Source organism: Halorubrum sp. CBA1229, from assembly GCF_003721435.2.
Classification (GTDB): Archaea; Halobacteriota; Halobacteria; order Halobacteriales; family Haloferacaceae; genus Halorubrum.
This window is the reverse complement of sequence record NZ_CP054585.1, coordinates 209,570-233,989: the sequence shown is the minus strand read 5'-3', so window position 1 is coordinate 233,989 and position 24,420 is coordinate 209,570. Positions and strand designations below refer to the sequence as shown.

Annotated in this window: 19 protein-coding genes and 1 pseudogene; 10 read left to right on the top strand and 10 right to left on the bottom strand. The window is 55.5% G+C overall.

Annotated features, from left to right (window positions below; translation table 11 throughout):
* Positions 1-44: 44 nt before the first annotated feature.
* Positions 45-812, bottom strand: coding sequence for a UTP--glucose-1-phosphate uridylyltransferase AglF (gene aglF / locus Hrr1229_RS01190; protein WP_123114577.1), 768 nt, complete (start codon positions 810-812; stop codon positions 45-47).
* Between the two features lie 187 nt (positions 813-999).
* Between aglF and Hrr1229_RS01185 the strand changes: the two genes are divergently transcribed.
* On the top strand, positions 1,000-2,412 hold the full coding sequence (locus Hrr1229_RS01185) for a polysaccharide biosynthesis C-terminal domain-containing protein (RefSeq protein WP_123114578.1): 1,413 nt from the start codon (positions 1,000-1,002) through the stop codon (positions 2,410-2,412).
* A gap of 213 nt (positions 2,413-2,625) precedes the next feature.
* Positions 2,626-4,515, top strand: a complete 1,890-nt coding sequence (locus Hrr1229_RS01180) for an N-acetylneuraminate synthase family protein (protein WP_123114579.1) — start codon at positions 2,626-2,628, stop codon at positions 4,513-4,515.
* Here the strand turns inward: Hrr1229_RS01180 and Hrr1229_RS01175 are convergent.
* The 4 genes and pseudogenes from Hrr1229_RS01175 to Hrr1229_RS01160 all read right to left on the bottom strand — a co-directional run bounded on the left by Hrr1229_RS01175 (position 4,512) and on the right by Hrr1229_RS01160 (position 8,316).
* A complete protein-coding gene (locus Hrr1229_RS01175) occupies positions 4,512-5,210 on the bottom strand; it encodes an acylneuraminate cytidylyltransferase family protein (protein WP_123114580.1) in 699 nt (232 codons plus the stop codon). The two genes, Hrr1229_RS01180 and Hrr1229_RS01175, sit on opposite strands and share 4 nt — an antisense overlap.
* A gap of 171 nt (positions 5,211-5,381) precedes the next feature.
* Positions 5,382-6,326, bottom strand: a complete 945-nt coding sequence (locus Hrr1229_RS01170; RefSeq protein ID WP_148041772.1) for a hypothetical protein — start codon at positions 6,324-6,326, stop codon at positions 5,382-5,384.
* Positions 6,327-6,361: 35 nt separating this feature from the next.
* Complete coding sequence (locus Hrr1229_RS01165; protein WP_158606087.1) at positions 6,362-7,177, bottom strand: FkbM family methyltransferase; 816 nt, start codon at positions 7,175-7,177, stop codon at positions 6,362-6,364.
* 152 nt (positions 7,178-7,329) lie between these two features.
* Positions 7,330-8,316: pseudogene (locus Hrr1229_RS01160) on the bottom strand (transposase).
* Between the two features lie 209 nt (positions 8,317-8,525).
* Between Hrr1229_RS01160 and Hrr1229_RS01155 the strand changes: the two are divergent.
* Positions 8,526-9,953 carry a hypothetical protein gene (locus Hrr1229_RS01155; RefSeq protein WP_148041773.1) on the top strand — a complete coding sequence of 476 codons (1,428 nt, stop codon included), beginning with the start codon at positions 8,526-8,528 and terminating at the stop codon, positions 9,951-9,953.
* Between the two features lie 78 nt (positions 9,954-10,031).
* Positions 10,032-10,964 carry a glycosyltransferase family A protein gene (locus Hrr1229_RS01150; protein WP_123114959.1) on the top strand — a complete coding sequence of 311 codons (933 nt, stop codon included), beginning with the start codon at positions 10,032-10,034 and terminating at the stop codon, positions 10,962-10,964.
* Between the two features lie 15 nt (positions 10,965-10,979).
* Here the strand turns inward: Hrr1229_RS01150 and Hrr1229_RS01145 are convergent, their stop codons facing one another.
* Both Hrr1229_RS01145 and Hrr1229_RS01140 read right to left on the bottom strand, forming a co-directional pair.
* Positions 10,980-12,173 (bottom strand): glycosyltransferase, encoded by a 1,194-nt coding sequence (locus tag Hrr1229_RS01145; RefSeq protein ID WP_123114584.1) that lies wholly within the window; start codon positions 12,171-12,173, stop codon positions 10,980-10,982.
* A gap of 23 nt (positions 12,174-12,196) precedes the next feature.
* A complete protein-coding gene (locus tag Hrr1229_RS01140; RefSeq protein ID WP_158606088.1) occupies positions 12,197-13,636 on the bottom strand; it encodes a sulfatase-like hydrolase/transferase in 1,440 nt (479 codons plus the stop codon).
* 388 nt (positions 13,637-14,024) lie between these two features.
* Here Hrr1229_RS01140 and Hrr1229_RS18365 point away from each other — a divergent pair, with 388 nt between their 5' ends.
* The 3 genes from Hrr1229_RS18365 (at position 14,025) to Hrr1229_RS01125 (ending at position 17,054) form a co-directional block, all read left to right on the top strand.
* A complete protein-coding gene (locus Hrr1229_RS18365; RefSeq protein ID WP_123114586.1) occupies positions 14,025-14,453 on the top strand; it encodes an acyltransferase in 429 nt (142 codons plus the stop codon).
* 171 nt (positions 14,454-14,624) lie between these two features.
* Complete coding sequence (locus Hrr1229_RS01130) at positions 14,625-16,010, top strand: sulfatase-like hydrolase/transferase (RefSeq protein WP_123114587.1); 1,386 nt, start codon at positions 14,625-14,627, stop codon at positions 16,008-16,010.
* Between the two features lie 60 nt (positions 16,011-16,070).
* Positions 16,071-17,054, top strand: coding sequence for a hypothetical protein (locus Hrr1229_RS01125; RefSeq protein WP_123114588.1), 984 nt, complete (start codon positions 16,071-16,073; stop codon positions 17,052-17,054).
* Positions 17,055-17,086: 32 nt separating this feature from the next.
* Here the strand turns inward: Hrr1229_RS01125 and aglG are convergent, their stop codons facing one another.
* Positions 17,087-18,025 carry a glucosyl-dolichyl phosphate glucuronosyltransferase gene (aglG, locus tag Hrr1229_RS01120; RefSeq protein WP_123114589.1) on the bottom strand — a complete coding sequence of 313 codons (939 nt, stop codon included), beginning with the start codon at positions 18,023-18,025 and terminating at the stop codon, positions 17,087-17,089.
* A gap of 98 nt (positions 18,026-18,123) precedes the next feature.
* Between aglG and Hrr1229_RS01115 the strand changes: the two genes are divergently transcribed.
* A complete protein-coding gene (locus tag Hrr1229_RS01115; RefSeq protein WP_123114590.1) occupies positions 18,124-21,264 on the top strand; it encodes an oligosaccharyl transferase, archaeosortase A system-associated in 3,141 nt (1,046 codons plus the stop codon).
* Positions 21,265-21,270: 6 nt separating this feature from the next.
* Entirely contained in the window at positions 21,271-22,215 is a 945-nt protein-coding gene (locus tag Hrr1229_RS01110) for a DUF368 domain-containing protein (protein WP_123114591.1), read from the top strand.
* 8 nt (positions 22,216-22,223) lie between these two features.
* Here Hrr1229_RS01110 and Hrr1229_RS01105 read toward each other — a convergent pair whose 3' ends face one another.
* Complete coding sequence (locus Hrr1229_RS01105) at positions 22,224-22,499, bottom strand: AbrB/MazE/SpoVT family DNA-binding domain-containing protein (RefSeq protein ID WP_123114592.1); 276 nt, start codon at positions 22,497-22,499, stop codon at positions 22,224-22,226.
* Positions 22,500-22,551: 52 nt separating this feature from the next.
* Positions 22,552-23,013, bottom strand: a complete 462-nt coding sequence (locus Hrr1229_RS01100) for a hypothetical protein (protein WP_123114593.1) — start codon at positions 23,011-23,013, stop codon at positions 22,552-22,554.
* Between the two features lie 190 nt (positions 23,014-23,203).
* On the opposite strand from Hrr1229_RS01100, the gene Hrr1229_RS01095 reads away from it, so the two are divergent.
* On the top strand, positions 23,204-24,412 hold the full coding sequence (locus tag Hrr1229_RS01095) for a CapA family protein (protein WP_123114594.1): 1,209 nt from the start codon (positions 23,204-23,206) through the stop codon (positions 24,410-24,412).
* Positions 24,413-24,420 lie beyond the last annotated feature (8 nt).

Sequence of the window (24,420 nt, the reverse complement as noted above, 5' to 3'; positions counted from 1 at the left end):
GTAGAGGAAGTCGACTGGCAACTGCGCCTCCTTACCGATCCGACTCAATTATTGAGGGCGGCTTCATCTCCATCCGCTTCTCCTTCGGTATCGTCATTAACCTGTTCGTCCAACCGATCCTCGGCGCGATCGCGGTCCTCGGGATACCCCACGTCGACACGCCAACCGTTTAGTCGGATCGCATCGATGGTGCGGCCGGACTGAATGAGCAGATCGATCGCGTCTGGGAGTTCATACTCACCACGGTCGGAGGGCTGCACGAGGTGACACGCGTGGAAGATCGCGGGCGTGAACGTGTAGAACCCGGTCATCACGAGGTTGCTCGGCGGGTCGTCGGGCTTCTCGACGACCTCGACGACCTCCCCGTACTCGTTGGTGTCGAGGACGCCGTAGCGGGAGGCCTCCTCATAGGGGACCTCCTCGACGAGGAACGCGGCGTCGGCGCGCTCTTCGCGCTGGCGGTTGGTGACATCCGAGAGATTCCCGCGGAACACGTTGTCGCCGAGCATGAGCATGAAGTCGCCGTCGACGTGCGGTTCCGCCTGGAGGATGGCGTGGGCCAGGCCGAGCTGTTCGCGCTGGTGGGCGTAGGTGATCGGCACGTCACGGTACTCGTCGCCGTAGCGGTCGATGATCTGCTCGGCCTTGTAGCCGACGACGACGACCAGCTCGGTCGCACCGCAGGCGATGAGGTTGTCGAAGACGTCCTCGATCAGCGGTGTGCCGTTGACTTCGACGAGGACCTTCGGTTTATCGTCGGTGAGCGGTCGGAGGCGTGTTCCTTTGCCCGCGGCGAGTACGACTGCTTGCATACCTTGGTGGTGTTGGTGGGGTTGCAAATACTTTGTTACCCATCCGGACATTCTGTGATACCACTCGGAGCCTGGATACAGACTGTATTCCGTGATTGCGAAAGCGCGGTATTGATACGTGGTCAGTCGAAAGCGAGCAACTGACGAACCCCCCTGTGATCCGTACATGAAATACGGCCGAACCTCGATGATCGACTTCTTGTCGAAGATCGTCATGTCATTCTCGGGGTTCGTCGCGACGATTGTCCTCACTCGAACGCTCGGACAAGAGCGATACGGGGCATACGTCGTCGTCCTCTCGGTACTGGCGTGGGTCGCAATCGCGGGGAATCTGGGACTATCGCCGGCAATCAAAAAGCGCGTGAGCGAAGCTGACGACGGGAACTACGTCGTCTCCGGCGCTATCGTACAGTTGATTTTGTATGCTATTGTCGCCATCTGTCTCTGGATCGCCCGCCCATATCTGAACGCTTACATGGAGATTGACGCGACTGCAATTCTTATTCTGCTTCTGGCAGTCAAACTCGCAACTGATTTTATCCAATCTGTTCTTGACGGCCAACATTTGGTTCACATCTCGAGTTTGCTCTCACCGATCGAATGGACTAGCCGGAGTGTCGTCCAGATCGCGCTCGTGTTATCAGGACTGGGAGTGGTCGGAGCGTTTGCGGGATACGTCGTTGGTGCTCTTGTTGCAGTAGTTATCGGTGTGTACTTTGCATCGTTCGATCCGTCGCTTCCCTCTCGTCGGGACTTCGATCGGCTGCGCTCGTATGCGCAGTTCTCGTGGCTTGCATCGGTGAAAGGTCGAACGTTCCTCTCGATGGACACGCTCGTGCTTGCCGTCTTCGTCTCAAACAGCGTCATCGCCGTTTACGAGATCGCGTGGAACCTCGCATCACTATTCGCTATCTTCGGATCATCGGTCAGTCGCACGCTGTTTCCTGAGATGAGTAAAATATCCTCCGCGGAGGGAGCAAGCGACGAAATTGCGGAGTTGTTTCGAATCAGCCTCGCGTACTCCGGACTATTCATCATTCCAGGATTAATCGGTGCGGCGATCGTGGGTGACGTCGTTCTGACAATATACGGATCGGGGTTCCAGACCGGATACTACATTCTGCTCATCTTGACATTCGCTCGACTTCTGTACGGATATCAAGGACAGTTTCTGACTGTACTTGACGGGGTCAATCGTCCGGATCTGACATTCCGTATCAACGGCGTCTTTGTCGCTGTGAATCTTGTTTTAAATATTCTATTGACTTGGCAATACGGTTGGTACGGGGCAGCTGCCGCAACGACAGCGTCTGCTGCGCTCGGACTCGTGTTCGGTTATTATTACACGAGCCGGATTATCGATGTTGTTGTGCCGATTGATGTGGTCGGAAAACAACTTTCTGCAGCAGGCGTTATGGCACTGGTTGTGTATGTAGGCCGACTCCTATTCGGCGAAACACTATCGGTCGTACTTATTCTCGTTGTTACCGGTGTAGGTGTGTACTTCACTGTGCTGATGGCTATTTCACCGGAATTCCGTACGACTGTTGAGGAGAATCTTCCATTCAATGTATCGTTGCTGAAGAAGAGACTCACGTGAACTTGGTTCGTAGATTCTACCCGGTCATTGAATGAGAATCTCTTATTCATCCATCTCTAATTTCTACATGACAATTATCCTGACTATTGTTGTAGATTCTCCGGGATATATATATACCACATGACAAGTTTGAGTAAAATTGACGTGTGCTAAACACGATGCTCGTAGCCAGTTGAATGGCATTTTTATAGCTCTAGTGGAAGACTCATACTAATGACGGACATCCAACTCGGTGATCGGAAAGCGGGTCCAAACGATCCAACATACATCATTGCAGAAGCAGGAATCAATCATAATGGCAGTCTACAAACAGCGAAGGAGCTTGTGGATGTTGCAGTGGAAGCAGATGCAGATGCGGTAAAATTCCAAAAGCGAAAACTGGAAAAGACATATATTAATGATATTGTTGATGATCCCTCTGTGGCAGAGATGGGGATTGAGTATACTGTATCCAATCTTAAGCGCGTCTCTCTCCGAGACGGGCAGTTTCGGGAGCTAGCACGTTACTGCGAGAAATCCGATATTCAATTTCTTTGCTCTCCCTGGGATTCTGAGAGCGTTGATTTTCTCGAAACTCTCGACATCCCATTCTATAAAATTGGTTCACCTGATCTGACAAATTTTGTGCTTCTTGAACGGGTTATTGAGACGGGTAAACCAATTCTGGTCTCTACTGGGATGGCGGACAAACAGGAAATTCAGCAGACAATTTCGTTCTTGAACGAACATAATGTAGAGTTCGGTCTTCTCCATTGCCGGAGTACATACCCTGCCCCCTTCCATAACCTGAATCTTCGGTTCATGGAAGAGTTGATGAATGCATACGATGTACCGGTTGGGTATTCCGGACACGAACGGGGGATCGCAATCACTGAGGCTGCAGCTGCAATGGGCGCCTGCTTCGTGGAGCGGCATTTCACATTAGATCGAACGCTGGAAGGCCCGGACCACGCCGCCAGCTTAGAGCCAACGGGCCTCAAGAAACTCGTTCGGGACATCAGAAATGTCGAGGAGAGCATGGGTAGCAGCGCACGATACATGACACGAGGCGAGTACAACAATCGTGTAGCACTGGGTAAGAGCCTAGCTTCGGAAGCACCGATATCGTCTGGAGAGACCATTTCTCGTGAACAAGTAACCGCAAAGAGTCCGGCGAAGGGAATCTCTCCACAACACCTGTATGAAGTCGTTGGCTCCCGAGCGGTGCGAGATATCCAGGAAGACCAGCTTATCCAGTGGGAGGACGTAAGAGAAGACGATTACGACGAGTACGAGACAGACCTCGAAAACTGGGGGGTTGTCGTACGCTTTTCTGACATCATCGAACACGACTGGGGAGATCCCGACGTGTACGAGTTCCGTATTAACGGGGCTGATATGGAAGCGGATATCGCGAATGCGCTTGAGGGACAGACTATCAACAAGCGACTCGGTATCCACGCACCTGAACAAAAGGGACACGATCTCGTTGATCTAAGTGCACGGACAGAAGAGACTAGACGCGAGGCGGTCGAAATCATACAAGAGGTCATCGATATAGTTAGGAATGTCGTAAAACCTCACTTCGATATCGACCACGAGCCGTACATAATCATCCATCCTGGTGGAATAACTGTCGACCACATGGAGTTGGAAGCCACTGAAGAGATGAACGACATGCTTGAACGCAGCATGTCAGAGTTAGATGACGAGGGAGTAAATTTGCTTCTGGAGAATATGCCGCCACTGCCGTGGATTTACGGCGGGCAGCAGTACCACAACAATTTCATGGACGCCGAGGAGATCGCGGCGTATTGTGAGCGGACAGGTCAGCGGATCTGTTACGACACGTCGCACGCAAAACTATGGTGTAACTACAGTGGCGAGGATCTGAGAGAACACGCGAAGACCCTTCGACCGTACGTCGACTATCTACACGTAGCCGACGCTGCAGGTGTTGACGGGGAAGGACTCCAGATCGGAGACGGGGAAATCGACTTCGAGCGTATCGCCCCAGTGTTTGAGGATTTCGATGGCCCGATCATCACAGAGATCTGGCGAGGTCACGAGCGCCGTGGTGAGGGATTCAAGAAGGCAGCGGAGCGCCTGTCGGACGTGTTTTAGTCTAGTAGTCCGCAGTGATGGAAATCAACTGACCGACCCAGTTGTTCCACAATTTCTAAATCCTCGTAGGTATCGATCTCGAAACTGTGCGTCTCCGGCATCTCGTGTATCCCGATGTCTCCGCCTAAACGACACTCCTCTTCCTCGAGCAATTCCGTTTGTACGGCATACACCGATCCGTTCTCCTGATATCGCTTCGATAAATTCTGACGCATGGACCGATTCTTCGGATCGTAGTTGATCGGTTCTGCCACACCTTGGTCGGATAGCTCCCAATAGAACTTGTGGTCCTCACAGCAAGTGAGTGCCGAGTCGAAACGATCTTCTTCGACTAACTCAACGGTCGCGGGGATGTCGCTCTCGCGCCGCAGTGGTGAGGTACACTGGAGCAGGACGACTGTTGTGGGGTGAACACCATCTGCTCGCATTTCCCCGAGGGCATGTAACAATGCGTCCTCAGTGGAGGCGAAGTCTCCAGCGATCTCTTCAGGGCGGTCAATGACCGTTGCTCCTGCTTCCCGACTAACCTCTGCAATTTCATTGTCGTCCGTCGATACGTACGTTTCATCGATCCTCTCGCAAGATTTCGATTGCTCGATGGTGTACTCAATTAGGGGATTCCCGAGGAAATCGACAATATTTTTTTTGGGAATAGCCTTACTGCCGCCGCGTGCGGGGATGATTGAAACGGTCACACGCTATATTCTAATCTTTTCTTTATGACTTTTGGCTTTTGTGAGCAATTAGTTGACTTCGCAAAGTTCGCTTCTAAGAGGTAGATCTGGTCAAGGGCTAGAATGATTACATCAAGAATTACATTCACAGATTAATTAGTGAAAATTTTTCGCATGAAGCATTATGAGTACCTACGTAATGTAGCCTAAATCGCGGAGGCGATCCTTTCTCGTCGTTTCATCAAGGCGATCGAACCCAATCGGATCCTCTGATTTAACAACACGACGAGTCTCTGACTCAATGACGAGCCACGGAACGATACATAAATCCTCAGTGTAGACGCCACCTGGATGCCCATACTGTGGGCCTATCCATTGGTCTCCCAAGAGTTCGCCATGATCAGCGGTAATGACGGTTCGTCCATCCAGCTCCGTTACGAGCGTATCTGCGTGCTCAAGCACAAGGTTAAGATTCTCTCTATACGCCGTTCGGAGCGTTTCATGGCTGATTTCTCCTGTTTTCACTTTGTCCCACACACTATTACCGGACTGGCTATGCTCTTTATTATTGTGTCCGTGATATTTGTTCCACCCATGAAGGTTAAATCGGTCTCGGAGTTCGGCACCTGTGTTACCAAGATAGGGGTCGTGAGGCTGCATGAAATGAATGATGAGGCGCTTCTGGGGGTATAATTCCTGAGCGGAACGTGCTGCCTCAACGATTTTTTCAGGGCGAACCGTTCCGGCATCATCGTACCAATCGTGAAACACTGGTTCGACGGTGTAGAAGATATCGTCTGAAAGTTGATCGGCAAACGGATTTGCGGTCACATAAACGGTATCTGATAAGTCATTTCCTTCAAAGTTTTTCATCATAAACTCCCAACTTCGTGATCCCTTAGAAACCACTGGCTCTAAGTCCCCTTCAATATGGTTCTCCTCTTTGAAATAGTCGTACCGGCACGCATCTAACAAAATAAGATTATCCCAGTCACGGTCGGTTACGTCAATTCCATCGCCGTACTTCAACCTGAAATAAGCGTTTTGAACCGTTTGGCGTGCTCCGCTAAGAATGTATTTGACTGCTCGATTAGGGTGTCTGAGACCTGTAAATAGGGTTTCAATTGACGAATTCATATTTTTGTATCGCTGGTGGTTGAAAATAGTAGTATTTAATTATATATCCCTGAGTTCTCATATACAAGAGTACCATCAAATTCTGCAATCAAATTGAACTGTGAAGATGTAAGCGCTTTTTCGGCTTCCTCAATACCGGAGGCGAACCAATGTGTTTCCAATATTAATAACGGACAGACATTTTCGAGTATATGCAGTTCGTTCATCACCAGATCAACTTCGCCGCCTTCTATATCACAGATCACGACTGGGTTCTGTAAGCCATGATCATCGATGAGGTCAGCGAGTGACACAGCTGGAACTGACACTTGATCATCAGTTTCACGCTGTATACTGCCACCGACAGTGAGATTGTGCCGATTGAACGTTGCAGTGCCACCACTCGATTGATATGCACGATTGTCGATCTTGTAAGATGCCCCGTTCATCTGTTTTGTTTGCTTGAGAATTGGGATTAGGTCAGGGTTTGCTTCTACGGCAACAACCTGTGATGATGCGTCCGCAAGGTTGTCCGCAAACGCACTCAAGAATCCTGTTGAGGCGCCCAAGTCGATTAAATCATGTGTACCATCGTAGTATTGTTGGAGCGCCTCAGCCTCCTCGGCTTCGTAGTCACCCCGTGCGAAGCGCGCTCTTACGTTCTTCGAGAAGACTGCTGCGTCGGTCGGCAGTCGAACGCCATAGTGCTCGACTGGCGCATTCCGGATCGCGACGTAATTATAGAGGGTGTCAGAAAGCGGCTGGATAATGGGGGAGAGACGGTACGATAGATAATCATGTGTGGCAGCTGCTGCGCCGCGAACACCCCCAGAGCGAACCTCGTCAATAAATGCTGCCGCTAGCGAACGCATATCCTCCTGCATGTACTATGGATAATTAACGATATCCCTTCCAGATAGGTGTAATTTGGTCTATTCGGGAGATCGGCTCTTTCTATTTGTCTGGAAGTATTCAGAAGTTGAGTTTGCGACTAACTTTCAGTGAGGGTGTCATAGAAGAGTTCTCACACGGTGATGATCGTGCTTCCCGGATTGTCTCCGCGTTCGTAGTTGGTGATTGCGACGACAAGACGCAGACAGAGTGCCAGGAATACCTGCGCTCGTGCATGGACGCGGCCTCGGGCGTGCGTTCGCCCGAGGCCGCAGTCCTTCACTGATTCGTTGGTTCGTTCGACTCCGGTACGGCGGTTGTACGTCTCATCCAAGGTGGATTGTTTCAATTGAACGTCTTCGCTGTGTTCGTCAATGCGGTCTTCGACCCTGTACTCGATATCTTTCGGGTCGTCGGTGTTTCGGGCGTTGTACGGAGCGACTGGCACGACCCCTGCGGCCAGCAGGTGGTCGTGCCAGTTGAGCGTGTCGTAGGCGCTGTCTCCAAGCATCCAGATCGGTGTGGCGACGGCGAGCGCGTCACGCGTGACGCGCATCGCCGTCTCCTCTGGCGCTTGCTTACTCTCTGTGAACTCCGCCGCAATCGGGATCTTTTGCCCGGTCGAGACGATCGTACAGCCGTAGTAGTACTCGTCGTCGGTTGGATCGTAGCACTTCGAGGCGTCTTGATCGGCAGGCATCGCCCTCACGTCAGTTGAATCGATACAGTAGGTCAAGTCGAGCAGGCCGCGCCGAGCGGCCTGCTCGACGAGTCGGTCAAAGACCTCATCTACGACGTGTTCAAGATCGGTGAGAAAGCGATCAACCGCATCTCTTGACGGCGGTCGATCGAAGCCACAGCTCAGCCAGACGACCGTGTTCCGGAGCTCTCGTTCAACGGGACGGATCCCGTAGATGTCGTGGTAGTAGCAATAAAGGAAGCCACGCATCAGCTCTGGTGGTTCATGTTCTCGTGTTCGCCCCGTCTACGCCGGGGCGAACACGTCGAACTCTTCGAGAAACTCGAAGGAAAGATGCTCAAACAACGCTAGTGTCTCGGTCTCCGCGACATTGAAGAACGACTCTACCGAAGGCTCATCTTGCAGGGTCGCTGAACTCATCCACCTCAGCGTTCACCCTGCTCTTTGGTGTGGTAACCGTTCTATGACACCCTCTTTCAGTACCAACTGGTATCGTTCAATCCAAATACTTGAAACTCTGTCGCCGCTAAGACAAGGCTCAATTGGACGGAGCTGACCAAATATACAGTCCCAAATAATATAAAATAAAAACCAATAGATTCTCGGACTCACCGAAAAGTCGTGATAACATGACTGGTAACGAAATCTCATTTCACGGCGATGAATTACGAGACGTGTATCAGGCGTTCTTGGAGCTCGAGTCCGACCTCTCGTTGTTCGAGTGGCGAGAGAACGATATTCCGCTCTGGGAACGTCTTCGATTCTCGGTGTACCGTTCAGTTCTTCAAGCAAGCGGAGTCTTCGGCCAGCCTCAGGACTCGATCGAGAAGGACACGACCGACTTTCTTCGAGGGGGATATCTGTGGGCTCGGAATATTGCGTTCCGCAACCCCCTGTTCGGCGACGAGCACGACCTGCTGATTTGGGGCCATCAGCGGCGAAAGCAACTCAACGACGGTTACTGGTGGGATCTGTACGTCGATCCTCTTTTCGAAAAACTCCCGCTCGATCACCAGTACCTCGAGTCGGACCACAACCTAACTCACCATCGACCGCCGAAGACCAATAACGTAGACTACTTGGACGTAATCACCTTCACCAGTACTATTTATCGAAAACTCACACGGAGGGGTGAACGACTGACATCATCGCGGGTGGCAGAAATTAAAACAGAACTCAAACAACGATTCGGTGTCGATGTTGATATCGGCCAACTCGCGTACGAGGAGTTGACTGATCGGCGCGTATATTTACCTCTATATCGTTGTTTGCTAGAACGCGTCTCCCCCGAGATCGCCTTCGTCGTTGTTGGATACGGACGTGAGACCTTCATCGAAGCCTGTTCTGAGGCCGATATCCCCGTCGTAGAACTACAGCATGGGACTATAGATAAATACCATCTTGGTTATAGTTTTCCCGGTAACCGGGAGAAGCAGTGTGCACCGGATTTTCTGTTCACTTTCGGGCCGGTATGGACCGACGGTGTTGAGCTGCCAGTGGACGAGGAGGACGTGTTCCCTGTCGGCTATCAGTACTTGGAACGGGAATATCAGCAGTATCGGAATGCTGAGAATAGGGAAGAGATAGTGTTCATTTCGCAAGGAACAATTGGTGAACAGCTGAGTAAATTAGCTACCGAGCTGGCCGAGGAATGGCGACAGGACGTAGCTATAACGTATAAGCTTCATCCAGGAGAGTACAATCGGTGGCGTACAAATTACCCTTGGCTCTTGGAATCTGACGTTAACGTGGTCGCTGATGAAGTAGCACTGTATGAGTTATTGAGTCGAGCGTCTACTCAAGTTGGTGTATACTCAACTGCTGTCTATGAAGGTCTCCGATTTAGAACACCTACGGTACTGGTGGATACAAACGGAATTAGTCATATGGAGCAATTAGTGGCTGAATACGATATTCCAGTAGTTTCAGATGTAGACCAGCTACAAACAGCGCTGTCGTCGGTAGAGGAGACAAAGATCGACCCTCAGTTATTTTTCTGCGATACCCCAATCAAAAACTTCGAACGTGCACTAGCGTTAGTCCGTAACCAGTCATAGACAGAAAATGACAGGAGAACTACGAACGGAATACACGATGTCCGAAAATATCACACTGAGAATGACATGAACTGTATTATGACAACAAAGAATACCGTAGATACTGTGGATACAACCATCATTATTCCCGTTTACGAGCAACCAGAGTTGCTCAGTGATGCCCTTGAAAGCGTTTTCCAACAGACCTACGATCAGTTCGAAGTTGTCGTAGTGGACGACAATTCCAGTGCAGACATAGACGCAGTAGTGAGTGAGTTCCCCAATGCTCGACTTGTTTCTCATGAAAAGAATTTGGGTGCAGGTGCAGCTAGAAACACCGGTGTTGAGGCTGCTCGTGGCACTTTCTTAGCATTCTTGGACGCAGACGATACGTGGAAAGAGACCAAACTCGAGAAGCAGCACCGCGTCTTCGAAGAGAGATACGACGAGATTGGCCTCGTTTACACTGGATTCGTCCAGTACGAACTCGATGGTACCGAGTGGGAACGATATCCTGAAGCGAGGGGAGACATCTACGTCGACGAGCTGGAGCGCGATCGCGTCCATCCCACCTCGACGGTGATGGTTCGACGAGACGTACTAGAGGAAGTCGGTGGATTTGACACCGACATGCCAAGCCGCCAAGATTATGATCTCTGGCTCCGCATCACAGAACACTACGAGGTCGATTACGTGGACGAGGTTCTCGTTGACAAGCGCGAACAACCGAACAGCATCTCGAAGGACTTCGACAGCCGAATTGAGGGCGACCTCGCGGTCTTCGAGAAGGTCAAAGAACGCGCAGCAGACCTTGATTTCGGTACCCGAAGCCGCATCTATTCGTATCACCACCACGTCATCGGTCGAGACTACGAATCCAACGGGAACCGCCGGAAGGCGCTGAAGCACCTCGGACTCGCTATTGTTCGGTATCCGGTCCGGCCGATCTCCTACGCGATGTTCATCATCGCGCTGTTCGGCGTTAACAGAAATGGCCCGCTGCTGACGTTCGTTAAGCAGTTCATTCGGTGAGCACACAAAGCGCACTTAATTTTCTGTGAAGCCTTGCTCCGGATTAGATGATATGTTTTCGACTTCGGAGTACCACTCCGGAGTCAGGTCCGCGTTCTCGACTGCGTGAGCGACTGCCTCGTGCATACGATCGTGAAACGCTTGGACAGAGAAGCGGTCCGCAAAAGAAGCGATCTTTTGGGTATCCCAGTCGACACCGTTATCCTCAAACTGTTGAACCACTCTCCGAATCGTGCGTCCCGACTCTTCTCGTTCAAATGTGTACCCCGTTTTCCCCTCGATGACTTGGTACTGTGTCATTCCCTCTTCGACACCCAGCAGTGGCGTTCCAGCGGCCAAGGCCTCCACAGGAGAGATACCGAAATCCTCGTCTTGTCCGTTGAAAATGAACGCTTTTGCGCCGGCGAGCAGTTGCTTCTTTTTTTCCTCGCTAACGTAGCCGGCGAATTCGACATTTTCGCTCGCAATTCGCTCGAGGTCGTCACGTTCGGGACCATCTCCAGCGACCACGAGTTTCTCGTCAAGATTGTCGAACGCACGCAGGATGTCATCGACACTTTTGTGCCAATCAAGCCGCGACAGCGTGAGGTAGTAGTCGCCAGTCTCGGCATCATGAGGCGAGTAGGCGTTAGTGCTCACTGGCGGATATACTACGTCTATTTTTTCTTCGGAAACCCCCCAGTAGCGGATCATCCGTCGTTTCACTTGTTCAGAGTTGGCGAGGAAGACATCTGGTTTGTGCGTGTTGTGGTCGAACGCGACACGGATCGCGTAGTAGAACAGCAGCATTAGGGGTCCGAATTTACCGTTCTCAACCTCTTGAATCTGGTCAGATTGACGACGATTCGTGTGATGGATGTACGCCACCCAGACCTGTTCGGTCGGTGGTACGTAGAACAGCGGCTCGTTCCCGCTTGTTACGAGCACATCGTAATCCCGAAGAGGGTCGGCCACCTGCCACCCAAGCATGTGTGCTACCATCCTCGCGATGCCACCCCGCTCTAATGCCCACCTACTCAGTCGACCGTTAATGAGTTGCTGCGTCTCGATATCATGAGGTTCAATACTCTTGTCCTGCCATCCCACGAACAGCGGCCCACCTTGGAACACTCGTGAGAGTTCCCAGGCAACGCGGTCACCACCGCCGTTGACGTGTTCTCCCCAGTGAGCAACTGCTACTTGATCTAGATCTGTTTGTTTTGTGTCCATATATTGGTCCTTAGGTCTGGGATTCATAGGTAGCCCATCTCTTCAAGATGCTTTTTTGTCGCACCGGCCAATTCAGGATCTGTTGGCGAACTCTCAATCGGTTCCCCCTCGTTCTCCAACCATTCGTTAACGAACGAACACAGTTCAGAATGGACGTTTGGGAATTCATTTTTAACGTCAGTTAACTCATCCGGAAGTTGAAAGAGTATCGTGTTCTCCTCCGTATGGATCAGTTTGAAATCCCGGGTTCTTGCAGCTGTCACCATTGAGGCTGGCAGATGGGAGAGATCGACGTTGGGATTGTGTTTTTTGATCCGTTCGTAGTTCTCAGAGTCCGGATTGTCAACCGACCCGCGATAGTCTTGGCTAATGGCGACTTCCCTTGTCTGGGTTCGGATGTCATATCCTTGAAATTGACTAGTATCGGCACCGACAAGAGAGAGTAGCGTCTTCATGATGTCTATATGCTGCGTTGGTCGATCCGCGTGATGAGTAACTTCCTTCAGTCCGTGTGTGATTAGAGGAACATGAATGAGACCATCGTGAAGGACCATGTGATGACCGAGAAGTCCGTATTCACCGAATAGATCCCCATGATCCGCGGTGATAACAACGATTGCGTTGTCAAACCTCTCCGTGATAAAATCGAACAACGCCCCGACACAAGCGTCGGTATACTTTATGCAAGCGTCGTACATAGCGTATAGCTTGCCCCAGTCTGTCTCTGTTAGCGGTAACTCGTCTGCCATCCACTCATACATTTTATCATGCATTTCGAGAGAGAACTCAACTGCTTCTTTAGCTGTCGCATCAATCTCAGATATATATTCGTTCACGAATGATGACGGCGGGACATAGGGATGATGAGGATCGTTGTAGTGAATATAACAGAAAATCGGGTCGCCGGAGTTAGCATATTTCCTAATCTTACGCTTTGCAATATCTGAGGTAAAAAACGAATTCTGCTTTCCGTGTGCACTAATACTAGCAGTAAATCCTGGCCCATGCTCACGGATATTGAACCAGTATTTTAGAAAGCTAGTACCTAAGTCGTAGGTTAAAAAATCACTTAGTTCTGTCGGAGAGGATTTAACGAATTCGTCGAAACGTATGTCAATATCCTTAGCTTTTCCAGCATATCCATTTTCAGAGACACCGATGGTATGATAGCCAATTTCTGACAAGAGATCGGGAACCGTATCCACCTCTGCCGGCAGCGCATTACCGGACCGCTGACCGATCATTTGGTGACGGGAGGGAACCAAACCAGTAAACATAGAAGGAACTGAAACCGGAGTGCGGGTACTGTGTGCAATCCCCTGCTGAAATTGAACTCCGCTTGGACTAGCTGCGATTCGAGAAAGTTCGGGAGTGGTATCTCGACCGTATCCGTGCAAAGAGGTGTGATCTGCCCGCACACTATCTAGCGTAATCCAGAAGATATTCGGCTTAGTCCCCGTCATTTTGTGTCTATTCAACATCCTTGATTAAGCAATTTCTGATTCCGTGGACTCCATCTCAGAACATTTCAAGAGATCATTTCTGTTCAGTCATTTCGCATTTTTCGTGTCTGTTGCTCACAGTGAAGTAATGAGTATACCGCTTAAAAACTCGGGCACCGTCCAATTCCATGATTTTATATGATACCAATACTCCAGTGGCCAGAAACAATTTAGCAGATCGTATATGAATTAGTGGATGGTATATACGGAGAATTTAACTGACCGTCTAGCATCCAATAAAATTGTGATCAAACAAGTCATCAAGCGCCTCTGGGAAATGCTTAATGGAGCGAAAGATATCCTACACAGACAATAGTACACTTATTTAGTTCGTGAAACAGCCGAAGAAGTGGGAGATAACCTGAGAGTGAATGGTCCCAGTTCGGTTAATTCGAAAACGAAGTTGGGAAACAATGTCAACTTCAATGGACTGCATGTTCGTGGAGACGGAAAACTCACCATCGGTGACAATTTTCACTCTGGCCCGGATGTCCGTATATTGACCCGCAACCATAACTATCGCAGTGGGGATGCGATCCCTTATGACTCTACGTACATTCGAAAACCAGTTGAGATCGGAGATAATGTGTGGATAGGTGTTGGGACAACGATTCTTCCCGGCGTCAAAATCGGGGAAGGGGCCATTATTCAAGCAGGATCGACCGTTGTTGACGACATTTCGAAGGGTGCAATTGTTGGCGGCCATCCGGCAGAGCAGTTCTCGATGCGGGATATGGAACATTATCACTCTTTGCAAAAACAAAATAAGTTTCATTAATATCAGTTATCAAAATTCCCCGACAGCTCAACTACGCGATTTTGGGAGAACGTTTTTTGTGCGCTCGCATGTGGGTTTAATAACAGAAACAAGATCTGGAGTACGGGCGTCAATATCTTCGATCTAATAATATACCAGGGTTTCTTTATCGTTTTCTGTAGTAAATGCCCTATGACCCGAAATATCGTGCTCCTCTGTCTTGATACGGTCCGATACGACTACTTCAACCAACATGCCGATGATCTTGATGCTCTTGTAGACCATTCTTTTGAGGAGTGTCGTACTGCAAGTACATGGAGCGTCCCGAGCCACGCGAGCATGTTCACAGAGATACTACCACATCAGCACGGATTCCATTCTGCCACTCCAGCATTTGGTAAACTAGGCCCCGAGGATACGTTCCTTTCTAATCTGGACGGCTTCCAGTGTGTCGGCGTAAGTGCGAACCCGTACGCAAGTCCGATATTCGGATTTGATGAACTTTTCGATGAATTCTATCACGTGGAATCCTCGATGCCTTGGGCTGAGGGATTGTCGCCATCGAAGTTTTGGCACGAATCCTCAACAGATGGCTGGACGCGCTACCTAGAATTCCTAGCATCGTGTGTACAGCACAGCCACCCTCTGAAGAGCCTCGGTAATGGCATCGCATCCCAGACTGAGAAACTGTTCCAGAAACTTCCCCTTCCGAAGCCATTCGATGATGGATGCAAGCGAATTCTGTCTCGGACACGCCACGTACTGAACGAGTCCGAACAACCGACCTTCGTGTTCGTGAATATTATGGACGCGCACGGTCCGTTAACGAATGTTCATGGATATGATCAGTCGCTAATAGCGGACGATCACCGCAATAGCAGCCCGGACATCAGTGCCTTGTCGATGAACATGGACAAGACGTTCGACGAACATGAATTAGACATCGCAGCCTACCGCGACCTCTACGCTGCTGCCGTTGAGTACACCGCTCGACAGGTCGCCCAATTTTGTGAACGCTTGGCTGATGATACAGCTGTCGTTATCACGGCGGATCACGGTGAACAACTCGGCGAGACAACCGACGAGCGGCGCTTCGGTCACGTCACACCGGATATGTCGGAGGCGCTGGTACACGTTCCGCTTGAAGTTGTTAATGCTGACCTATCACTGGATGAATCTGCCCCAATCTCACACCTTGACCTTGGAAAGCTAGTCACTGCGATCGCCACCGGGACCGAATTCGAGAGGGAGTCTCCGATCGCCGTAGAAGTCGCTGGCCTCGGCGTGGCACATCCTCCAACTGATCATCAGGATTTCGACTACTGGAACCGGGTGTCGCGGTGCGCCTATATAAACTCCGGTTGTGACAAGTACGTATGGAATTCACACGGTGAAGCACGCCACTACGAACGTACGAACGGCGAATACGTACTCAAACACAAGGGTGATTTTGAACGCGTCCCAGCAAACGCCAAGGTACCATTCACGACAGATATCAAAGATGTGAGCACCAATAACGAGACAACAGATGTCAACAGTGCAGTAGAGTCTCAGCTGGAAGAACTCGGCTATCTCTGAATCGAAACAACGACACAGATACCACGGTCTTCTTGATAGGCTGTTCACTACCAGCGTGTGATGGAGACGAATTTCCGCGAGTGGTTCACGGAGATCCGTGAGCACATCCGCGAGCATCCGAAACGAGCCCCATTATACTTCGTGTTCACGCTCTACCTCACGCTTTGGTACGCCGTTACCTCCCGATGGCCATTCGGACGGCATGTCTACGAGACTGACTGGGATCTGCTCGTCATCCTCGATGCGTGCCGCGTAGACACTCTACGAGAAGTCGCCGGTGAGTACGGTTTTATTGAGAATGTCGATAGCACCTGGTCAGTCGGCAGTCAGTCCGCCGAGTGGATGGCAAATACACTGACGGATTCATACCGAGCGGAGATTGAGGGTACAACATATATCTCAGGTAATGGGTTTAGTGCAGGGATACTGAAACGTGGAAATCGACCACCAGCCAACAACACCATCCCGTTAGATATCTCTTCTTGGTCTACTGTCGATGAGAACACTCTTCACTCTCATATTGAGGTTTGGGAGACGAACCACGACGATACCTACGGTTCCGTGCTTCCTGAACCGATGACGGACTACACTATCGAGGAAGGACGAAACGGTGACGCCAATCGCATCATCACCCACTACACGCAACCACACCTTCCCTACATCGGTGCTGCGTATCGCGAAGGACGAGAGGCGACTAACATCGAGAACCGTGGCTACGAGCTTCTTGAAGAAGGCCACGATTCTCGTGACGAAGTCTACCACGCGTACAAGGAGACGCTCCGGTGGGTGCTTGACGATGTCGAGGAGCTCTTAGAGAATATCGACGCCGAAAAGGTCGTCATCACGTCTGATCATGGCGAAGCCTTCGGCGAGTGGAAAGCATACGGACACCCCGAGGGATTCCCTCATCCGGTAGTTCGAAAGGTCCCGTGGGTAGAGACCACCGCAAAAGACAAGCACACCCGAGAGCCCGATATCGAAATTGAATCCGACTCTGTCGAAACCGACGTTGCAGAACACCTCCGTGATCTCGGGTACCGTTGATCGAAGATACTACATAACGTCTCGAGAGTTAGCTACTGATTCGCTTTCCCCACCAGCCCCGGCGTCGCCATCGCGTACAAATACCCTAACCCGACGGCCGCAGTAAATGCCCCTATCGCCCCGAGCTGTGTCACCGCGGCCGTCGACGGCGACCGAACCAACCCCTCTAACCGGCGCGGAATCCGTTCCGTTAGCAACCACTTCAGGTAGTCACCCTTGGCGTCGGGCGCGTCCGGGTACAGTAGATCCATCACGCGCTTGGAGTACCCCTGCCAAAACGACCTGAACACCAACCACCGGAACTCCCCGCGATACTCGAACAGGGTGTGGTGCACGACGGCGTCCTCGGTGTACACCATCCCCTTACCGAACTCCTCCATGAGTCGAATACCCACGGGCGCCTCGTGTGCCTGCAGATGTTTGTCCCCCTTCCGACCCGTGTTCGGATCGTAGCCGCCGACCTGCAGGAACGCCTCGCGCCGATACGAAATGTTCGACCCGTACGTGTTCCGGACCTCTTCGCCGTCCTCGGCAAAGCCCGGCTCGACGCAGCCGACGAGCCAATAAAACTCCTCCGGGAAAAAGTCCGGTCGCTCGCCCTGCCAGTTCGGGCGCACGTCACCGCCGACCGCAATCGCGTCCATCTCCTCGTACACCTCGACGAGGTTCGCGATCCAGTCTTCCTCGGCCACGCCGTCGTCGTCGATGAACGCGACGATCTCCCCCGACGCCAGCTCCGCGCCGCGCGTCCGACTGTAGGAGATGCCTTCATTCTCCTCGTTGTCGGAAATAACGACGTTCTCACGTTCGCCGAAGTCCTCAACCGCTCGCTCGTACACCTTGGGATTGCCGTCGATCACAAGCACGACCTCGATTGGATCGTACGTCTGTGCGAGCGCGCTCTCAACGGCCTCCGTGAACACGTCGTAGCGGTCCATCGTGTACGTGCAGACGACGACGGAGACCTTCATTAGCGCCAAATTTCCCGCCCGGATCAATAAGGATTCTGAACCCGCCGCCGGGCGGTATATAACAAGCCTTATGGAGGTTTTGGAAGTGACTTCGTGTAATGAGAGAGCAAACCGACGCCGTCGGGGATGACGGGGGATCGCCCCTCGATGTCCTCCAACGGTGGTACCACGTCCCGCTCCTCCTCGTGGCCGTGGCCTTCATGCTGTGGACCCGCCTCCGATCGTACGGGAATTTCATTCAGAACGGCGAAGTGTACTTCCGCGGTAACGACGCGTGGTACCACTTCCGCGAGACGAGCTACCTCCTCGAGAACTGGCCGAACACCCTCCCCTTCGACGTCTGGACCGGCTTCCCGGTCGGCCGGTCGGCCGGCCAGTTCGGAACGCTATGGGATCACATCATGGCAGTCAGCGTTTGGATCGCCCGCCCGATTATGGGCAGCACCGAAGAGGTCATGCTCATCATGGCCCCAATCGCCGGCTCTCTCGTTGCGATCCCGACGTACTTCATCGCGCGCCGGTTTGTCGACCGCTTCGCTGCGGTCGCCGCCGTGGTCGTCCTGGCTCTCTTCCCGGGCACCTTCTTCAGTTACAGTCTCGTCGGCTTCCCGGACCACAGCGCGGCCGAAGTCCTCTTCCAGAGTCTTGCCGTGCTCGCGTTCCTCGTCGCCTTCGCGGTCGCCGAACGCGAAGCGCCCGTCTGGGAGCTCGTCGTCGATCAAGACTGGGACGCGCTCAAACGTCCGGCCGCGTACGCGGCTGCCGCGGGCGTCGCACTCGGTCTGTACATGTGGACGTGGCAGCCCGGCGTTCTCATGGTCGGGTTCACGGGCGTCTTCCTCGCGATCAAGATCACGAGCGATGTATACCACAACACGAGTCCCGAACCGATCGCGTTCGCGGGCGCGGTGTCGATGGGCGTCGCCGGGCTGATGCAGGTGATTCCACTCGACAATTTCTCCTTCGGCGTTACCAGCTACTCGCTCACGCAGGTCGTGCTCCCGCTCGGAGTCGCCCTCGGCGCCGTCTTCCTTGCGTGGCTCGCCCGTCAGTGGGAGTCGCGCGAACTCGAGGTGAATACGTACCCGCCGGCCGTCGGCGGCCTCATCCTCGCGTCCGCCGGCGTCGTCTGGCTGGCGCTTCCCTCGCTGTGGTCGACGCTCACCAGTAACCTTCTGAACTTTGTCGGGTTCAGCGCCCGTGCGACGTTCCAGACGATCGGCGAGGGCCAACCCCCGCTCCAGAACGCCGCCTTCTCCGACTTCGTCCTCTCGCAGTACGGCTTCGCGTTCTTCCTCGCGCTCGCCGCGATCCTCTACGTCCTCGCGCGCCCCCTCTACCGCTCCGACGACAGCACCCACACCCTCTACATTCCGGCCGCGCTCGCGGTCGTCGGCTCCGTCTACGCGGTCCCGCAACTGTACGACGCGGTCGGCGGCGTCGTCGGCGTGAGCTGGCAGGTGGTCGGGCTCGTCATCGCCGCCGCCTTCCTCGTCGGCGCGACGTTCCTCGTCGAGTACGATACCGAGGAGCTGTACTTCGTCGTTTGGGCCGCGTTCATCGGAAGCGCCGCGTTCACGCAGACCCGTTTCAACTACTACCTCGCGGTGATCGTCGCGGTCGGCGCGGCGTACTTCCTCCAGGTCGCGCTCGACGCGATCAGCCTCCGCTCGCTCGACGACCTCCGCGACGTCGAGGGGTGGCAGGCGATGACGGCGATCGCCCTCGTCGTCGTCCTCATCGTCCCGCTCGTCGCGATGGCGACCCCCGTCTGGGCCGCCGGCGCGAACACCGGCCCCGGCGGCGTCACCCAGTGGGACGGCAGCCTCCAGTGGATGAACGACGAGACGCCCACGCCCGGCGAACTCGAGGGCGCGGACAACCCGATGGAGCTGTACGGCACCTACGAGCGCCCCGACGACGGCGACTTTGAGTACCCGGAGGGCGCGTACGGCGTGCAGTCGTGGTGGGACTACGGCCACTGGATCACCACCCGCGCGGAGCGCATCCCGAACGCGAACCCGTTCCAACAAAATGCAGGTGAAGCGGCCGACTACCTCCTCGCGCCGAGCGAGGAGCAGGCCCGCGAGGTTCTCGCGAGCCAGAGCACCGAGGGCGAACACACCCGCTACGTGATGGTCGACTGGCAGATGGCCTCGCCGAACTCCAAGTTCGGCGCGCCTGTCACCTTCTACTCGGGCAACGAGACGCGCTCCGATTTCAACCGCGTCCTCTACCAGCAGACCGAGCAGGGCGGGTTCCAGACGGTGATGCAGGTGAACACCCAGCGCTACCACGAGAGCCAGATGATCCGCCTGTACGAGCATTACGGCAGCGCGGTTGAGCCCGAACCGGTCGTCGTCGACTGGGAGACCCGGACTGCCCAGACGCAGAGCGGCGAGCAGGTCGAGGTGAACACGCTCCCGGCCGACCCGACAGCCACGATCAAACAGTTCGACAACATGACCGCGGCCCGCGAGTACGTCGCGGAGGACGGCAGCGCCCAGGTCGGCGGCGTCGGGACGCTCCCCTCCGAGCGCGTCACAGCCCTCGAACACCACCGGCTCGTCCACGCCTCGCAGGCGCGGGGCCAGTCGCCCTCCGCGCTGCAGGTCCGCGTGCTCCAACAGCTCGTCTCCGAGGGAACGAGCGTCGAGGACATCCTCGGCGAATCCTTCCTCGCGGCCTTCCAAGACGACTACGTGAAGACGTTCGAACGGGTGCCCGGCGCGACAATCGAGGGGTCGGGCGCCCAGCCCGGCCAAGAAGTTGAAGCGACCGTCGAGATGCAGAAGCCCTCCGGGCAGACGTTCGAGTACACGCAGTACGCGGAGGCCGACTCCAACGGCAACTTCGAACTCACGGTGCCGTACTCCACGACGGGGTACGACGAGTTCGGGCCCGAGAACGGCTACACCAACACCAGCGTCCGCGCGACCGGGCCGTACACCGTCAGCACCGAACAGGTGACCGGCGACGATCTGTACACCACCCAGCGCGTCGGGCAGGTCGAAGTGACCGAGGGCCAGGTCGTCGGCGAAGACGACGCGGCGGCGACGGTCGAGCTTGAAGAGGAAATCATCGACTGCCCGAGCGGCGACCCCGACTGTCCGGTCGACGGGAGCGGCTCTAATGGCGACGGCTCAGGCAACGAGAGCGCGGCGATCACGCCCGCGAGCCCGGTTGTCGCGGACGCGACGGCGACCGTCGCGACGCCCCGGGACGGGACGAGCGCGTAACCAGCGATGGCCGGCCTCCGGGAGTGGGCGACCCTCTATCTGAAGGGGATCGCGATGGGGAGCGCGGACGCGGTCCCCGGCGTCTCCGGCGGCACCATCGCGCTCATCGTCGGCATCTACGAGCGGCTGATCGCGGCCGTCACCGCGATCGATCCCGGACGGATCCAACGGATCCTCACGGGCGTCCGACCCGCCAACATCCCGGACGCGCGCGCCGCGTTCCACGAGATCGACGGCGCCTTCCTCCTCGTGCTCGGCGCGGGGATCGGCACGGCGGTCGTCGCCGTCTTGAGCGGCGTCAACTATCTGCTTTCGACCCGGCCGGTCGCGACGTACGGCTTCTTCTTCGGGTTGATCGCGGCGTCGGCGGGCGTGTTGCTCGGCGGCGTCGCGCTCGACACGCCCCGTCGCAAGGCGGCGGCGATCGCGGGCTTTCTGCTCGCCTTCCTCGCGTCGGGGTACGCGTCGACCGCGCTCGGCAGCTCGCTGCCGGTCGTCTTCGTCGCCGGCGCGGTCGCGGTCAGTGCGATGGTGCTTCCGGGGATCTCCGGGTCGCTTCTGCTGGTCGTGCTCGGTCAGTACGAGTACATGTCGGGCACCGTGAGCCGGGCCGTTGATGGGCTCGTCGCGTTCCTCACCGGCAACGGAAGCGACGCGCTCCTCGCGACCGTCCCGCCCGTGGTGGCGTTCCTCGCCGGCGGCGTCGTCGGGCTGTTCACGGTCGCACACGCCATCCGCTACGCGCTCGCGCGGGCCCGGGCCGCGACGCTCGCCTTTCTCGTCAGCCTGGTCGTGGGCGCGCTCCGGGCGCCCCTCGTCGAGGTGTCGCTCCGCCTGGCCGAGAGCAGCGAGACGTGGCGCGCCGCGGCGCCGCGGTTCGCGCTCGCGGCAGTCGCCGGCGCGGCGTTCGTGCTCGTGTTGGACCGGTACTCCGCGGCCATCGAGTACTAACTGCGGGGTCAGAAGGAGCTTGAGTTGTCCAGTAATTCCGCTGCGCGTTCCTTCTGAAGGCGCTCGGTTGCCGTGCGCCCCTGGTCGTCAGTTTTGTCTTTCAGAATCCCACGCAAGTCTGTCACCGAGTGGATCGGACGCACAACGATGTCGCCCTCCTCGGTCCGAACGAACTTTACACGGCCGGGCGTGTCGATACCCAACTCCTCACGGAACTCTTTCGGGATGGTCGCTTGTCCCCGCGATGACACAGAGACCACTTTTTCAGACTCTGTGTTACTCATACTATTCTATACCAATACGTTAGATTACTCATTAAAAAAGGACAGCGCTGATTTACCGCGTTGGGGCGTGCTCTTCGCCGGGTGTGCCGCCAACGAGTTCGACGTCAAGATGGATGCGTTCGTACGGGAGGTACGGTCGTTTCGACCCGCCCTCCGCAACGATGAACAGCAAGCCGTGGTCGGCGAGCAGCGACACGTCGTCGTGAACCGCTCGATAGTCCCGGCCGAGATCGTCTGCGAGCGCTGAGATACTCTCAGCCGCGCCACCGATTGCGAGGAGCGCCCGCAGCAGTTCGATCCGGCGGTCGGTGAGGATCGTCCGCAGCTCACCGACCGTCGCGAACGAGACGACCGCAGGCTGCTCGTCACCCTCACTGACCGTTTCGATGGTATTGCGGGTCTCCTCACGCATCTCCTCGAACGACTCCACAGTGACGCGAAGCACGCTGGGATGGGGGCGATCACGGGGATCACGGTACTTCTCGGGCCAGCCGTCGTCGGTGGGTTCAGTCATAGTTTGTATCCTCGATCGTGGAGAGCTGAGCGACCTCTTGGAGGAAGCGGGCGATGTGTGCGGTGATATTCTGGAATTCTATTATGTTCTATGACCTCATAACACATATACTCTAGCGACCAACCCACCACTACATCAAACGACAGTCCGAGCGGTGGGTTCAACTTCTCTCTCAGCGAACCCACACGCGATGCGAACGCGTCGAAGCCTGCTGGCGTCGGGCGTCGCCGGACTCGCCGGCGTCGCCGGCTGCGCCGCGCTGCCGTCCGGTCGGCGTGCCGGTGACGGGGCGAACCACGACGGCCCGAACGCCGCCGACGTCGACGCGCGGATCGGATTCGTCGGCGACTGCATGCTCGGCCGCAGTGTCACCGAGCGCTGGGTCGACGACGACCCCGCGGGCGTCTGGGGCTCGACGCTGCCGCAGCTCGAGGCGCTCGACGGGCTCGTCGCCAACCTCGAGTGTTGCGTCTCCGACCGCGGCACGCGATGGCCCGACAAGGTGTACTACTTCCGGTCGGACCCGTCCTTCGCGATACCGGCGCTGGAGGCCGCCGGCGCGTCGTTCGTCTCGCTCGCGAACAACCACGTCCTCGACTTTCGAGGGCCCGCGCTCCGCGACACGCGGACGCACTTGCGCGACGCCGCCATCGCGCACGCCGGCGCCGGGACCGACCGCGACGCGGCGCTCGCCCCCGCGGTCTTCGAGGCGGGCGAGCTCACCGTCGCGGCGTTCGGCCTCACCGACCAGGCCGCGGCCTTTGCCGCGGCGGCGAACGAGCCGGGGACCGCCTTCGCGACACTCGATCCGCGGCTCCCCGCGACCCGGTCGCTCGTCGAGGGGATCCTCGAACGCGCCCGGGCACACGATCCCGACCTCGTCGTCGCCTCGCTCCACTGGGGCGCGAACTGGGAGACCGAGCCGCGGCGGGTCCACGAGCGGTTCGGGCGATGGCTCGTCGACCGGGGCGTCGACGTCGTCCACGGCCACAGCGCGCACGTCCTGCAGGGCGTCGAGGTGTATCGGGGCCGCCCGATCATCTACGACGCGGGCGACTTCGTGGACGATTACGTCGACTACGCCGACCGCGAGGGCGTCCACAACAAGCGCAGCGCGCTGTTCGAGCTGGTCGTCCGCGACGGCACCCTCGCCGAGCTGCGCGTCGAGCCGACCGCGATCGCCGACGAGGCGGCGACGCTCGCTGGCCCCGAGGTCGCCGCGTGGGTGCGCGAGACCGTCGCCGAGCGCTCCGCGGCGTTCGGGATCGCAGTCGAGCGGACCGACAATCGCGTCTCGATCCCGCTGGCCGGCGAGTCGGCTCCCTCGGCGGCGGACGACACCGCGGCCACGCGCCACGGCGGATACGGAGCGGCCGCGGACACGCCCCACACCGGCTGATAAGGCCC